The organism is Cardinium endosymbiont cEper1 of Encarsia pergandiella, assembly GCF_000304455.1.
Taxonomy (GTDB): Bacteria; Bacteroidota; Bacteroidia; order Cytophagales; family Amoebophilaceae; genus Cardinium.
Genome location: NC_018605.1, coordinates 59,951 through 74,001, shown reverse-complemented (window position 1 = coordinate 74,001; position 14,051 = coordinate 59,951). Strand labels below are relative to the sequence as shown.

Sequence of the window (14,051 nt, the reverse complement as noted above, 5' to 3'; positions counted from 1 at the left end):
ATATGAATTATCAAAATACAATGCGCCCTACTAAAAAAGTATGGTTAAATTTTTATTTTATTTCGATCCTATTTTTTACAGTATGGATGTTTTTTTTTGATTATCAAAATATATTTGTACAATATAGTTTGTACAAACGTTGGAATAAATTACAAACAGATGCGATTGACTACACTTTCCAGATTCAAAAGATTAAAAAAGACAAAAAAGAGCTTGCCTCTAATCCTGATTTTTTAGAGCAGCTTGCTCGTGAAAAATATTATATGAAGCGCGAGAAAGAAGATTTATACGTTATTATACCAGCATAGGGATGAGAAAAAGAATAGCTAAAATTTTTAGCTGTTCTGGATAACAGTTAAATCTTGTATAATAGCTTCATGTCAATTGCCATACATAGCAGAAAAATTTGTCCAGTTGGCCTAGATTTTTTAAAGCAACTGGTCACTTTAGCAGAAATATACCAAAAACGGGTAATGATTTCTAGCACTTTAGGTGAATTATTACATACATCTATGGTTTCGGTAAGCCAACTACCCCTTTTCGATTTAAAGCAGTTAAATCTACAATTAGATTTAGAATTAATCATAAGTTTAGGGGGAGATGGCACTTTTCTAGAAACTACCCATTATCTTAAAGACCATGCCATTCCTTTATTGGGTATCCATACAGGTAATTTGGGGTTCTTAACTAAGGCTACGCAAGCAGAGGCCATTGCTGGATTAGTAGCCTTCTTTCAAGGCGATTATACCCTAGAAGAGCGGATACTTTTGGCCTTATATCGCTCAAATGAGCCCATTGCTTTTGCATTAAATGAAGTAGCACTAGTGAAACGAGATAAGGTCAATTTACTAACCATTGATGGCTATATAGATGGACAATTTATTACTACTTATCGGGCAGATGGGTTGATTATTGCTACCCCTACAGGTTCTACGGCCTATTCGTTGAGTTGCTCAGGCCCTATTGTATTGACTAGTTCAAATAGCTTAGTAATTACGCCTATCAGTCCGCATAATTTGGCCCTACGGCCATTGGTTGTGCCTGATACCGCCCTATTAAGTTTCGTAGTGAGGCGCCATAATAAAGATATGCTGGTAGCCATAGATGGAAGGACTATCCCAATAACTATGCAAGAACAACTTGTGGTTAAAAAAGCCCCCTTTTTATTAAAACTGGTTCAGTTTAGCAAGACAACTATTTTTGATGTATTGCGTGAAAAGTTGTATTGGGGATTGGATGCTAGAAACCAATAGCGGTCACCAATCCAGTAAAACAAAAGTAACAGAACCAAACTTCTACCTATGTACGAGGCCTCAAAGGCTTCCGGAAGCTAGGCGAATAATTTATCATTAATATATTTTTTATATATTTTTTATATATTTTAAGTTTGTGTTTAAAGTAAAAAATTACTTTTTAGCATAAAGTTCATTAAAAAAAACTTACGCATCATACTGGCTTGTATATTTCTATAGATCTATTCTATGTAAATTACTTTGAATCCAAAAAATATTTAACCCATGCTATTTAACCCATTATATTTTGAAATCAGGGAAATCCGTTTTACCCTTATGATAGAAATAGTACTAGTGGGTTGCTTCATTTACTGGGTATATACATTTTTTAAAGATAGTGTATCGGAAAAGAGTATGTTAGGTTTATGTATGGTACATCTCCTTTACCGGATGGCTGAAACGCTACATATTAAACTGTTGGCATCTATTTTAAGCATATTTACAAACCCTATTGTTCCGATTATTTTATTTCAAAGAGAGATTCGCCATTTTTTATTTAGTATGGGAAAAAGTCTTTTGGGTAGCAAAGCCATGATCACACAAATGATTCCGTGGTGGAGGGATAAAAAGATGGAAGTAGATGTAACACCAGTGGTAAAAGCGGTTCAAACATTAGGTGGAAGCAACACAGGTGCGCTAATTGTTTTTACAAAAGATGGAGATCTTAGATACTATGAAGAGTCTGGAGATTTGATTAACGCTGTAGTTTCTGCTCGATTACTGATTGCGATTTTCAACAAAGAAAGTCCATTGCATGATGGTGCGGTTATTATTCATAGCAATAAGATCGTAGCAGCAAGGTGCATTTTACCCGTGACTGAAAATGGAAATATCGCTGCTTGTTTTGGATTGCGCCATAAAGCAGCTATTGGACTTAGTGAAATCACAGACGCGCTAGTTTTAATCGTTTCAGAAGAATCGGGTCAAATATCCATAGCTAGAAAGGGCACAATGGAAAATAACCTATCTGCTCAAGAAATTAGAAGTAGGCTAAAAGATTATATCAGTAAAGATTGAAATCCTTGATACAGATGAAAGATGTACTGTTTTTTACTAGACACGTCCTATCTTTGATAAAAATGATTTGATTTATAAAATACTAGGAGATGCGGACCATACAATTTAGAGAAGCATTGCGAGAAGCAATGATAGAAGAAATGCAAAGAGATGAAATGGTTTTTTTAATGGGTGAAGAAGTAGCCTCCTATAATGGAGCCTATAAAGTCAGCCAAGGTATGTTGGAACATTTTGGTCCCACAAGGGTTGTAGATACGCCTATTAGCGAACTAGGTTTTACAGGACTAGGTATTGGTGCAGCTATGAATGGCTTGCGTCCCATTATAGAATTTATGACTTTTAATTTTTCCTTAGTAGCCATAGATCAGATTGTCAACGGGGCTGCTAAGATGTATGCGATGTCTGGTGGTCAATACCATGTGCCTATTGTATTTAGAGGACCAACCGGTAATGCTGGCATGTTAAGTGTCCAACATTCTCAAAATTTTGAAAATTGGTATGCAAATTGTCCAGGGCTAAAAGTGGTAGTGCCTTCTAATCCTTATGATGCAAAAGGGTTGCTTAAAAGTGCCATTAGAGATGATGATCCGGTTATATTCATGGAATCAGAGTTAATGTATGGTGACTTAGGAGCGTTGCCTACAGAAACCTATTTGCTCCCAATCGGTAAAGCCCATCTGATAGAAATGGGAAACGATGTAACTTTGGTCTCTTTTGGTAAAATGATAAAAGTAGCCCATGAAGCGACAGCTGTGATGAAAAGGCAAGGTATATCGGTAGAATTCATTGATTTACGTACCATCCGCCCATTGGACTTATCTACTATTATTCAGTCCGTAAAAAAAACCAACCGCTTGGTAGTTTTAGAAGAAGCCTGGCCACTGGCCTCTATTGCCTCTGAAATAGCTTACCAGGTACAAAAGCATGCTTTTGACTATCTAGATGCACCCATTCAAAAAGTAAATAGTCTGGATGTACCATTGCCCTATGCGCCTACATTAATAGAGGCAATTTTACCCAATGTAGCCAAAACAGTGGCGGCGCTAAAGCAAGTTTTATATTTAACCTAATGGATAAAAAATATCTTATAGGCAATTGGAAAATGTACAAAACCATACAAGAAGCTACTTTTTTTATGGAATATTTGTTGCCTCAATTAGAAGCCATAGATAGCGGTTCATTGGCCTTATTTATTGCACCTGCTTTTGTGCACTTACCGGCTATAGGGGCGTTGCTAAATGGTTCAACCTGTATGCAGTTAGCAGCCCAAAATTGTCACCACGAACCAGAAGGTGCTTTTACCGGAGAAGTATCTGCGGCTATGTTGGCGGATATAGGGGTAGGTGGCGTGCTGATTGGCCATAGTGAACGAAGAATTTACCAAAAAGAAGATCATCTACTTTTGGCTAAAAAAGTTAAAAGGGTGTTGGAAAAGGGTATGCAACCATTTCTTTGCTGTGGAGAAAGTTTGGAGGAGCGTAGAAATCGCAGACATAAAGCAGTGGTGCAACAACAGATACAGGAAAGTTTAGATGGCATTAAGGAAATAGAAAAAGTAGCCATTGCATACGAACCTGTTTGGGCCATTGGTACAGGAGAAGTGGCCTGTTTAGAAGTGATTGAAGCAATGCACAGCTTTATAAAAGAAATCTTATGGCACCAATATGGCAGTAAAAATGTCCCGATTCTATATGGTGGCAGCTGTAATCCACAAAACGCCAAAGCAATATTTAACTGTCCCAATGTAGCCGGTGGCCTTATCGGGGGCGCTTCTCTACGAGTAGATGATTTTATAAAAATCGTTACTGCATTACTTGAACAAAAAGATGGTACAAACTGTAATTAGAGTAGAGCAAATCGGTAAGATGGTGCAAAAAGAGATAGGTATGCTCTTTTTAACAGAAACCAAGAGGTGGTTGGGTCATGTGTTTATATCGGTTACAACGGTCAACGTAAGCGGCGACTTGAGTCTGGCAAAAGTTTACCTAAGCTTTTGCCTTAATAAGGATAAGGATCAGGAAAGGTTGTTAAAAAAGATAAATGACCATAAGCATACCATTAAAAGATTATTGGGCAAAAGGATGGCTGGTAAAATATATAAAATACCCCATTTAAAGTTTATACTCGATCATTCAGTTGGGCAAGGTGCACGTGTGACTGCTTTAATAGACCAATTAAATTTTGTAGAGCCATAAAAAGATTTTGTAGTTTTAGAGTATGGAAACGCCACGCTATACCCCAAATGATATACAACATTTACCCAGCTTGCCGGGTATTTATCTATTCTATAACCAAAAAGAAGAAGTTATTTATGTAGGCAAAGCAAAAAATATAAAAAAAAGAGTGGGTGATTATTTTGCCGCTAGCAAGGTACATAACTTAAAAACAAAACGGATGGTTGGCCATATTGCCTCTATTGCCTATACGGCTTTAAATTCCGAGTATGAAGCGCTACTTTTAGAAAACAACCTCATCAAAGCGCTACAACCACGGTATAATGTTTTGCTAAAGGATGGAAAAACGTATCCTTACTTATGTATTACAAACGATCGCTTTCCTAAACTGATGATCACCCGTAAAACAGTCCCTCCTTTGGGAAAATACTACGGCCCCTTTACCAGCTCCTACACCATTAAACAAACCTTAGAGGTCATTAAAAAGTTATTTACTTTTCGTACCTGCAACTATAACCTTGCAAATATAACCAAAAATAAGTTTAAAGTTTGTTTGGATTACCATTTGGGCCACTGCAAAGGGCCTTGCCAGAATTTTCAAGATGAAGCCGATTATCAAAAAGGAATAGAGCAAATAGAGGCCTTACTTAAAAACAATTTTGCTTCTGTGAAGAAGGCGTTTAAAGAACAAATGCGCGCAGCTGCCGACCTACTTGATTATAAACAAGCCCAACGGTTTAAGGAAAAACTAATGGTATTGGATCAATACCAAGCAAAGTCTTTAGTGATCAATCCACTAGTGGGCGACTTAGATGTAGTGGCTATTCTTTCAGATGATACCTATGCTTTTGTAGGTTACTTACATATTAAGCAAGGCGCCATTTCTTTTACCCAACATCGTGTGCTAACAAAAAAATTAGAAGAAGAAATGGAAGATCTATTGCCTTTGGTCATCTGTACACTCCGTTCTTGCAGCCATAGTAATGCCCCAGAAGTTTTAGTAAATTTGCCCCTGAATCTAACCATGGGCCCTTTTGCCATCAGCATGCCGAAAATGGGTGACAAGCGCAAACTGGTAGATTTGGCACTTCAAAATGCATTGTTATGCAAAAAAGACTTTTTATATCAAAAATCTAATTTTAAAGAAAAACCCAATCTAACACTTGTAAAATTACAAGATGATTTAAAGTTAAAAGAGCTACCTTATTGGATAGAATGTTTTGACAATTCCAATATTCAAGGCGCCCATCCAGTAGCGGCTATGGTTTGCTTTAAGGATGGGAAACCTTCTAAAAAAGACTATCGGCACTATCATATTAAAACGGTAGTAGGGCCCAATGATTTTGCCTCTATGTATGAAATCGTCAAGCGCCGTTATCAACCAAAAGAGCCATCGGTATTGCCCAATCTTATTGTCATAGATGGTGGAAAAGGGCAGCTTAATGCTGCTATTCTGGCGTTACAGGAATTAGGTATATATGGCAAAGTAGCCATTATCAGCATTGCCAAACGATTGGAAGAACTCTACTTGCCCAATGATCCCTTTCCCTTATATTTGAACAAACAGTCTCCTGCACTGAAACTGCTCCAGCAGCTTAGAAATGAAGCCCATCGTTTTGCCATTACCTTTCATAGAAAACAACGTAGCAAAAGCACATTCCAGTCTACATGGAAGGCTATTCCCGGTATTGGTCCCAAAACATTAGCTGCACTATTAGAAAAATTGGGTAGCCCCAAAACAATTCAATCCAGTTCTTTATCGACCTTAGCTGGCATAATTGGGCCATCAAAAGCGAAACGATTGCATGACTATTTTTTAGACCAATCTAGCTAAAGATAGTTCAAATATTTTATAAATGGCAGCCTTACTTCGTGCGGTAGTAGTTATACCCACTTACAATGAACAAGAAAATATTGAACAGTTATTGGCAGCTATTTTTGGATTAAACATAGGGTTACATGTCCTAGTTGTAGATGACCACTCCCCTGATGGTACAGCTGAAACTGTCACAGGACTACAATCCCATTACCCGCATGCATTACATCTTTTAAATCGATCTAAAAAAGAGGGGTTAGGTCGTGCCTATTTGGCCGGATTTGCTTGGGCACTGGCTTATCCTTATGACTATATTTGCAGCATGGATGGGGACTTTTCCCATGCGCCTACTGATTTGCGTCGACTTTTAACCATGTGCGCTCACCCTACCATTGATATGGTGATTGGCTCACGGTACATTACAGGTGGGCGTGTGGTCAATTGGCCAGTGATTAGAAGAGTATTTTCCTACATGGCCAACTGGTTCGCTCGTTCTATTACAGGCATACCTGTTAAAGATACAACTGCAGGATTTATCTGTTATCGGCGGACCCTACTCAAACAGATTTTAAACATAGCTTCTGTAGGATATAGTTTTCAAGTAGAAATAAAATTTCTAGCCCATCAATATGGGGCCAATATAGTAGAGTTGCCTATCACCTTTATCAATAGAGTACGAGGGAAGTCTAAAATGGGTTTAATCATGGCAGGAGAAAGTTTTTTTCGTTTGATACAAATAAAATGGAAGAGCTGGAGGTGAGCAAGTATCTATTTAGGTCTGATCTCTACTTTAAGTATCATAACCTGAATTCAGGTTATGTAAATTCTTTAGAGTAAGGACTGTCTACAGAAAGCACATTCATATTTAGGATTGCATGTCGGGTCTCCCGCTGTATCATAATACTTCTTTATAGCACTCCTAGCTATGCAAGCTATGTGAACCACTATCTTATTACCGCAACAAGGTAACGTGTAAAAATCTGATGGATCTTTTGAATCAGATGGAGTATCAGAGCAACATATTAAACAATCCTCTCTCATATTAACAGGATCTCCAAACCTTTCTTTTAGTTTTTTTATTAATTCTTTTTTGGACATTACAGAAGGTCTTGAAGCTCTCGTAACTACTTGTAACATAGCAAGTGATGGTAATATTCCTTCGTCTTGTTTTACTACATCTATATAATCGTCTATCATTCTTTTTATATGTATTTTGTCTTCTTTATTTGATGAGATTCTATATATTTCTAGGATATATTCTATATGTTGGATATTTATTCCGTTGCGTTGTAATTCGTTTAGTCTTTCCAGTACGCTATTTATATATAAGGCGTCTCTTTTTTGTTCCTCGAGTTCTGCTGTTCTTTTAGATTCTTCTATCGCTTTTTGTAGATCTTCGTCTTCTTCACCTAAAGAAGACATATCAATTCCTTGTCTTTTGGCCTCTTGGAATCCTGTTGTTATACACTCTTTTCCTGCTTTTTGTATATTTTCTTTTTGATTTTCATAATGTTTTTGAACATAATTCGCTTCTAGTTTGGCTCTTGCTTTATCCAGATGATCGAGGGAACGATTATTGTTGCTTTTTAAGCTCTCGAAAACTATTGCTTTGTTGTATTCATAGGGTTTTTTGCCTTTATCTTTAATAATACCTTCAAAACAACTACTACCAAAAAATAGAATACTAAATAGTAGGACAACCTGATTTAGAAAAAATGAAAAACCTGCTTTAGGTTTATTTATATAGTCGATCATATATATATAGATTGAAATATTTTATAAAAATATATTAAGCAAATATTCTCTTTAAAATAAACTTAAAGGTACTAGATTATAGGTTTTTTTTCCTATTTTAAGGCAAAAAGATTACTAAGCCTTATGTTATAGGTATCGGATTTGTAATGTTTTTCGTCTGTATAGATTCTTTTTTATCTAACACTTAAATGTACAAATTATTTTTTGTTTTTTTAAGTGCTATTTTCAAATTTTAATGAAAAAATTAGAAAATATGCCATGTCTTTAGATAGTGGCTTGCATAGAGGGCTGCAAGGCCAAATTTGGCCATAATTGTGCAAGGTAAAAAAATTCTTTTTCTCTTATAATCAATTTTTCTTCTGGTTTTTGATCATTATAAGACAATAAGTGCAATAGGCCATGGACCATTACCATATACAGCTCGGCTGCCATTTGGCGTTTATACATTTTCGCGTTTTCCCTGACCCGTTCAATGCTTATGTACACATCTCCAAAAACAGTTTTTGCATCAGTGGCATAGTTGAATGTGATCACATCTGTTAAAGTATCATGGCCCAGATAAGTGATATTTTTAGCATGTAAATAGCTATCCGGACAAAAAATAAAATTAAGCTGGATTAGGGTGTAGCCTTCTTGTTGGATAACCATTTGGAGCCAAGCAGAAATTTTTCTTTTCTGTCTTAATCTAAAACTAATTTCTTCTGAAAAATAATAAATATTCATTTTGATCTTATTATCTTGCCACATGGAACGATCAAGTAATACTTTTAGTCCAGCCCATCAGGCGGTAAATTACGACTTATTCTGTTAAAAAGATATAGCATGTATACTCAAGATCAGTTTGTAGCTATTGAGCCTAAATCCAGTCGTTGGCCCATTACCATACTCCATAAAAATCAAAAAACTTTTTTAACGGAAGTGGTGGATAAAAGTCTTACATCTTTGTATGCACGTTATCCAATGGACGTAGTACTTTATCAGATATTGGCGCAAGCAACCTCTAGAGAGTTAGTCAGAATAGCATCAGATCCATGGCATTGTGACCCTAAAGATGATCGCTCTTTTTGGGAAGCAATGGCAGCTGCCATTGCAAACAAAATGGAAGCAAAGAAGCTTTTAAAAAGTGTTATAGAACGTTATGTAAGGGAAATTTGTAGCTATTTTAGTGTCCGTCATTATCAGTGTATAGCCAAAGGTGTGCACCATACCTTTGTTTATCTACTTAAGCCCCATTTTTTTGGCTTTGGAACAAAACGGTGGACCTTTCCATACAAAAGGTTGCAAGAGAAATTTCATTTGATGGGGCAAACGGATACCATTCGAGCGTTGGCCCAAATAGGGACTATTGTTTTAGTACCTACCCATGTCAGCAATTGGGATTCTGTGGTGATGGGGTTGGCTATGAAACAATTGGGACTACCTCCTTTGACCTGGGGAGCAGGATTGAATTTATTTAATAATAAAGGATTTCGTTATATTTTTAATAAACTAGGTACCTATAAGGTAGATCGGCGTAAAAAGACCATACCCTACTTACAAGTACAGAAAGATTATGCATCACTCATACTAGAATGGGGCTGTCACACGCTATTTTATCCGGGTGGAACCCGTAGCCGCTTAGGTGCAATAGAATCCGATTTAAAATTAGGGTTATTAGGCACCCCTTTCGAGGCACAGGAACGTAATTTCCAAAATAAAGGAGCAAGTGCCAAAAAAGTTTTTATTTTTCCTATAGTACTCAATTACCACTGTGTCTTAGAAGCCTGCCAATTGATACGTGAATCGGTCCAAATTAAAGAGGGTGCCTCTATGCGTCCGCAAGATGATTGTTGTACCAATCTGTTGTTCAGTAAAAATATATTATTTAAAGGATCAGAAATATTCGTTAATATAGGCACACCACTAGATGTAATGGGGAATAGGGTAGATATAGAGGGACGTAGTTACGACCATCAAGGCCAAGCAATAGATTTATATCAACAGTTTTTAGATCTTTCCATCAAAACGGCTGCTAGAAAGCGGTCAGATGACTATGTTAAATTGGTGCGCGATAAAATCATAGCAACCTACTACGCTATGAATACCGTCCTAAGTAGCCATCTAGTAGCCTTTGTAGCCTATGAACTGGCTCAAAAAAGCCAAAAGTTTGCCATGGATCTGCCCCGTATTGTAATCCAGTATGCCGATTTTATGGTAACATTTGGCCATACCTATCAAGCGTTACAACAGCTTTATACAGAAAAAAAAATAGATTTTACCCCTATTGTAAAGAATGGTTCATTGGATGCTATTGTCCAAGATGGATTGGCTAGATTAGGCATCTACCATGGCCTACCACCAATAGTGGTAGCAGAAGAAGGCAACCTACTTATTCAAGACCTTTTAACATTATTTTATTATCACAACAGACTCACTGGCTATGGACTCCAAGCAATTTTCTCTTAGTAATCACGTAGCCATTTTAGGGGCTGGGAAATTTGGTACGGCTGTTGCAAACTTAATTGCTGCTAATGTAAATCAGGTATGGCTTTATACCCATAAAGCAGCACGTGCTGCTGCTGGACAAATAAGTCGCACCATGGCAGCGCAACCATTGGCGGCAAATATTGTAGTCACAGATGATTTGGTAACCGTTTTGCGTGCTTGTCCGGTTATTTTTCCAATAGTGCCCGCGGTTAAATTTCGTGGCTTAATGCAAGAAATTGCTGTACACCTTAGACCAGACCACATATGCATACATGGCACCAAAGGATTAGATTTGGCCCGACATGATGGTGTATTAACCAGAAGCCATCTGGCTACTATGAGTGAAGTCATCATGCAAGAAACAACTGTTCAACAGATTGGTTGTTTGGCTGGCCCCAATTTGTCTGGAGATTTAGTTAAAAGAGATCCAGCGGTTACAGTCATTGCCAGTAGTGCTGAAAAGGTCTTATCTATAGGGAAGCAGCTTTTAACCCAAAATTGGTTTCGTGTCTATCCAAGCCATGATCTCCTTAGTGTAGAAATGTGTAGTGTGCTTAAAAATATTTTTGCCATCGGTGCGGGTATGCTACAAGGCATGGGGTACCAATGTAACACATATGCCTTTTTCCTTACCATGTCCATTTCAGAAATGCATTATATTATGACCAGTATGGGCATCGGTACAACTGCTTTATTCGGACCAGCTGGTCTAGGGGATCTTGTGGCTACTTGTGGCAGTACGGCTAGTAGAAATTATACAATTGGCTATCGTTTGGCAAAAGGTGAAACGCTAAGTGCCATTTTGCATACAGCAAAAGAGGTTTCCGAAGGGGTACAAACGGTTAAAGTCATCCACCAACTTATGCAGCTTTATAGTGTAGAAGCGCCTATTACGCGACTCATCTACCGCATCCTTTTTGAGGAACTGCCATTGAAGACAGGGCTTGCCGATTTCATACGTGCCTCAGAAAGCGCTGCCTATCTACTGATGTGAGCCCGGTTCTGTCGCGTTTGTTTTAAGGGAGCGGTTATTTTAGTAATTTTAGTTAAAAATTGACTAAAATGTTTAGTATTACCCTGAGATTATTGCCCTATTTTAAAGGATTTTGTTCATCACCAGAGTTAATCCTTCTATTTGTGTATATGAAATGTCGTTTTTCTTTAAGCTATAGATACTTGGAAGAGATGATGCGTATGAGAGGCGCAAAGATTGCTCATTCTACTTTACAAAGGTGGGTCATTAAGTTCATTCCACTCATAGATCAAGAAGTAAGAAAAAGAAAACGCCCAGTTGGTAGTAGCTGGAGAATGGATGAAACTTACGTCAAACTAAATGGTAAGTGGATTTATTTATATAGAGCAGTAGATCGTTATGGAGATACAGTTGATTGTCTTCTAAGTGAACGTAGAGACAAGTCTGCAGCTATTTCTTTTTTTCGTAAGGCTATCAGATATAATAACACTCCATACAAAGTGGTAGTTGACAAAAGCGGTAGTAATAAATCTGCACTTGATGCATTAAATACAGCAATAGATCAAGATCAGAAGATTCAAATATTTCAAAATAAATACTTGAATAATAGAGTTGAACAAGATCATAGATTCATTAAAAAACGGATCAAACCTATGTTAGGATTTAAGATTTTTCATGCTGCTAACATTACCATTACAGGAATAGAAAATATTAGAATCATTCAAAAAGGACAATTAATCGGATCTAAAAAACAAGCATCTACTTTTGAGAACTTTGCTAAACTTATGGCCGCATCATATCCAAATTTGAAGACAAGAGACAGAACTATACAAAATTAAATACAGATGCGACAGAACCCAAAAAGATATACGGTTACCGCTGCATTGCCTTATGCAAACGGGCCCATCCACTTAGGCCATGTGGCAGGTGCCTATCTTCCTGCTGATATTTACGTGCGTTATTTAAGGCAAAAAAAAGCTACGGTAGTATTTGTTACTGGTTCTGATGAACATGGAGTGCCTGTAGTAATTCGTGGTCAGCAAGAAGGGACTACCCCCCAAAAGATAGTGGATAAATACCATATACTCATTAAGGAAGCATTGCAAGGACTGCATATTAGCTTTGATGTCTTTGGAAGAACTTCTGCACCTATCCATTATACAACAGCATCTGATTTTTTTAAAGAATTGCACCAAAAAGGAATATTTGAAATACATGAAACGGAACAATATTATGATCCTGTTTGTAAGCAATTTCTATCTGACCGCTATATCAAAGGTAGTTGTCCCAAATGCAATTATGCAAATGCCTATGGAGATCAATGTGAAGCATGTGGCAGCACACTTAGTCCAGAAGAGTTGGTGGATCCTATTTCTGCTATTAGTGGTGCAAATCCTATTTTAAAATCAACCAAACATTGGTATCTACCCCTACATAGGTATGAAAGTTGGCTTAAGAAATGGATTTTAGAAGAACATAAAGATTTTAAAACCAATGTATATGGTCAATGTAAAAGCTGGCTAGACCAAGGGTTACAACCCCGTGCCGTCACCCGTGATTTAGTTTGGGGCATCCCTGTTCCACTTCCCGAAGCCATAGGAAAGGTACTGTATGTTTGGTTCGATGCACCGATTGGGTATATTAGCGCAACCAAAACTTGGGCTAAAGCACAACAGATCGATTGGGAGCCTTTTTGGAAAGATCCGGATACGAAGCTGGTTCATTTCCTTGGAAAGGATAATATTGTATTTCATTGTATTATTTTTCCTGTTATGCTCAAAACCCATGGCCGGTTTATTTTGCCGCAACAGGTGGCAGCTAATGAATTTTTAAATCTAGAGGGAGAAAAATTTTCTACTTCCCGCAACCATGCAGTTTGGCTGCATGATTATTTGGAAGATTTCCCCGGTAAAGCAGATGTATTGCGTTATGTACTTTGTTCCATTGCACCAGAAAACAAAGATAGCGACTTTACTTGGCAGGATTTCCAAGATAAAAACAATCGTGAACTGGTGGCCAACCTCGGTAATTTGGTACATAGAACCTTAAGCCTGGTACACCAATATTTTGGCGGATTGGTGCCACCTAGCATTGCCCTTAATGAGGCAGATCACGCTGTATTGGCTACGTTAACGGCTTCTTTTACAGCAGTAGGTAAGGCTATAGAGCAGTTTAAGTTTAAAGAAGCACTCCAATTATGCATGGGTTATGCTACATTAGGTAATAAATATCTAACGGATAGGAGACCGTGGCATTTGGTAAAGTCTAATACAGAGGAAGCGGCTACTGTATTGTATGTCGCCTTGCAGCTTATTGCTACCCTAAGCCTGTTGATCAAACCTTTTTTACCTAAAACCAGTGAAAAAATTGCGCATATGCTGGGGGTACAAGAAACAGGGTGGGACGATGTCGATGTAGCCCATCTTGTCAAATCAGGAAGTCCAGTAGCATCGCCTGTATTGTTATTTGAAAAAATTGAGGATGCGGTCATTGAAGCACAACGAAGAAAATTACACAATAGATCTACTGACCCAGTCGGGTAAATAAATAATTGATTT

Annotated in this window: 14 protein-coding genes; 12 read left to right on the top strand and 2 right to left on the bottom strand. The window is 37.5% G+C overall.

The window, feature by feature from the left end:
- The first annotated feature begins 2 nt into the window (after window positions 1–2).
- The 8 genes from AL022_RS00315 (at window position 3) to AL022_RS00280 (ending at window position 7,059) form a co-directional block, all read left to right on the top strand.
- A complete protein-coding gene (locus AL022_RS00315; RefSeq protein ID WP_014934222.1) occupies window positions 3–308 on the top strand; it encodes a septum formation initiator family protein in 306 nt (101 codons plus the stop codon).
- Window positions 309–377: 69 nt separating this feature from the next.
- Window positions 378–1,253, top strand: coding sequence for an NAD(+)/NADH kinase (locus tag AL022_RS00310; protein WP_014934221.1), 876 nt, complete (start codon window positions 378–380; stop codon window positions 1,251–1,253).
- A 264-nt stretch (window positions 1,254–1,517) separates the two neighbouring features.
- Window positions 1,518–2,309 carry a diadenylate cyclase gene (locus AL022_RS00305; RefSeq protein ID WP_014934220.1) on the top strand — a complete coding sequence of 264 codons (792 nt, stop codon included), beginning with the start codon at window positions 1,518–1,520 and terminating at the stop codon, window positions 2,307–2,309.
- Between the two features lie 89 nt (window positions 2,310–2,398).
- On the top strand, window positions 2,399–3,379 hold the full coding sequence (locus AL022_RS00300; protein WP_014934219.1) for a pyruvate dehydrogenase complex E1 component subunit beta: 981 nt from the start codon (window positions 2,399–2,401) through the stop codon (window positions 3,377–3,379).
- Window positions 3,379–4,155 (top strand): triose-phosphate isomerase, encoded by a 777-nt coding sequence (gene tpiA, locus AL022_RS00295; RefSeq protein ID WP_014934218.1) that lies wholly within the window; start codon window positions 3,379–3,381, stop codon window positions 4,153–4,155. The genes AL022_RS00300 and tpiA overlap by 1 nt, the downstream gene beginning before the upstream one ends.
- Entirely contained in the window at window positions 4,136–4,504 is a 369-nt protein-coding gene (rbfA, locus tag AL022_RS00290; RefSeq protein WP_014934217.1) for a 30S ribosome-binding factor RbfA, read from the top strand. Before tpiA ends, rbfA begins: the two co-directional genes overlap by 20 nt.
- A 22-nt stretch (window positions 4,505–4,526) precedes the next feature.
- Entirely contained in the window at window positions 4,527–6,317 is a 1,791-nt protein-coding gene (gene uvrC / locus AL022_RS00285; protein WP_014934216.1) for an excinuclease ABC subunit UvrC, read from the top strand.
- A gap of 22 nt (window positions 6,318–6,339) precedes the next feature.
- Window positions 6,340–7,059: a polyprenol monophosphomannose synthase gene (locus AL022_RS00280; RefSeq protein WP_014934215.1), complete on the top strand. Its 720-nt coding sequence runs from the start codon at window positions 6,340–6,342 to the stop codon at window positions 7,057–7,059.
- A 68-nt stretch (window positions 7,060–7,127) separates the two neighbouring features.
- On the opposite strand, the gene AL022_RS00275 is transcribed toward AL022_RS00280, so the two are convergent.
- Both AL022_RS00275 and ybeY read right to left on the bottom strand, forming a co-directional pair.
- Window positions 7,128–8,054: a hypothetical protein gene (locus tag AL022_RS00275; protein WP_014934214.1), complete on the bottom strand. Its 927-nt coding sequence runs from the start codon at window positions 8,052–8,054 to the stop codon at window positions 7,128–7,130.
- A 264-nt stretch (window positions 8,055–8,318) separates the two neighbouring features.
- On the bottom strand, window positions 8,319–8,777 hold the full coding sequence (gene ybeY, locus AL022_RS00270) for an rRNA maturation RNase YbeY (protein ID WP_242388182.1): 459 nt from the start codon (window positions 8,775–8,777) through the stop codon (window positions 8,319–8,321).
- A 99-nt stretch (window positions 8,778–8,876) separates the two neighbouring features.
- On the opposite strand from ybeY, the gene AL022_RS00265 reads away from it, so the two are divergent.
- The 4 genes from AL022_RS00265 (at window position 8,877) to metG (ending at window position 14,036) form a co-directional block, all read left to right on the top strand.
- Window positions 8,877–10,499, top strand: a complete 1,623-nt coding sequence (locus AL022_RS00265) for a 1-acyl-sn-glycerol-3-phosphate acyltransferase (RefSeq protein WP_014934212.1) — start codon at window positions 8,877–8,879, stop codon at window positions 10,497–10,499.
- Complete coding sequence (locus tag AL022_RS00260; protein ID WP_014934211.1) at window positions 10,474–11,514, top strand: NAD(P)H-dependent glycerol-3-phosphate dehydrogenase; 1,041 nt, start codon at window positions 10,474–10,476, stop codon at window positions 11,512–11,514. The genes AL022_RS00265 and AL022_RS00260 overlap by 26 nt, the downstream gene beginning before the upstream one ends.
- 68 nt (window positions 11,515–11,582) lie before the next feature.
- A complete protein-coding gene (locus AL022_RS00255; protein WP_014934210.1) occupies window positions 11,583–12,332 on the top strand; it encodes an IS6 family transposase in 750 nt (249 codons plus the stop codon).
- 6 nt (window positions 12,333–12,338) lie between these two features.
- Window positions 12,339–14,036, top strand: a complete 1,698-nt coding sequence (gene metG / locus AL022_RS00250; RefSeq protein ID WP_014934209.1) for a methionine--tRNA ligase — start codon at window positions 12,339–12,341, stop codon at window positions 14,034–14,036.
- Window positions 14,037–14,051: the final 15 nt, after the last annotated feature.

What these genes read in the sequence shown, in the direction of transcription:
- AL022_RS00300 (WP_014934219.1), top strand. Translation starts at nt 2,399, where the DNA reads ATGCGGACCATACAATTTAGAGAAGCATTGCGAGAAGCAATGATAGAA.
- rbfA (WP_014934217.1), top strand. Translation starts at nt 4,136, where the DNA reads ATGGTACAAACTGTAATTAGAGTAGAGCAAATCGGTAAGATGGTGCAA.
- AL022_RS00255 (WP_014934210.1), top strand. Translation starts at nt 11,583, where the DNA reads ATGTTTAGTATTACCCTGAGATTATTGCCCTATTTTAAAGGATTTTGT.
- tpiA (WP_014934218.1), top strand. Translation starts at nt 3,379, where the DNA reads ATGGATAAAAAATATCTTATAGGCAATTGGAAAATGTACAAAACCATA.
- AL022_RS00315 (WP_014934222.1), top strand. Translation starts at nt 3, where the DNA reads ATGAATTATCAAAATACAATGCGCCCTACTAAAAAAGTATGGTTAAAT.
- AL022_RS00310 (WP_014934221.1), top strand. Translation starts at nt 378, where the DNA reads ATGTCAATTGCCATACATAGCAGAAAAATTTGTCCAGTTGGCCTAGAT.
- uvrC (WP_014934216.1), top strand. Translation starts at nt 4,527, where the DNA reads ATGGAAACGCCACGCTATACCCCAAATGATATACAACATTTACCCAGC.
- metG (WP_014934209.1), top strand. Translation starts at nt 12,339, where the DNA reads ATGCGACAGAACCCAAAAAGATATACGGTTACCGCTGCATTGCCTTAT.
- AL022_RS00260 (WP_014934211.1), top strand. Translation starts at nt 10,474, where the DNA reads ATGGACTCCAAGCAATTTTCTCTTAGTAATCACGTAGCCATTTTAGGG.
- AL022_RS00265 (WP_014934212.1), top strand. Translation starts at nt 8,877, where the DNA reads ATGTATACTCAAGATCAGTTTGTAGCTATTGAGCCTAAATCCAGTCGT.
- AL022_RS00305 (WP_014934220.1), top strand. Translation starts at nt 1,518, where the DNA reads ATGCTATTTAACCCATTATATTTTGAAATCAGGGAAATCCGTTTTACC.
- AL022_RS00275 (WP_014934214.1), bottom strand. Translation starts at nt 8,054, where the DNA reads ATGATCGACTATATAAATAAACCTAAAGCAGGTTTTTCATTTTTTCTA.
- AL022_RS00280 (WP_014934215.1), top strand. Translation starts at nt 6,340, where the DNA reads ATGGCAGCCTTACTTCGTGCGGTAGTAGTTATACCCACTTACAATGAA.
- ybeY (WP_242388182.1), bottom strand. Translation starts at nt 8,777, where the DNA reads ATGAATATTTATTATTTTTCAGAAGAAATTAGTTTTAGATTAAGACAG.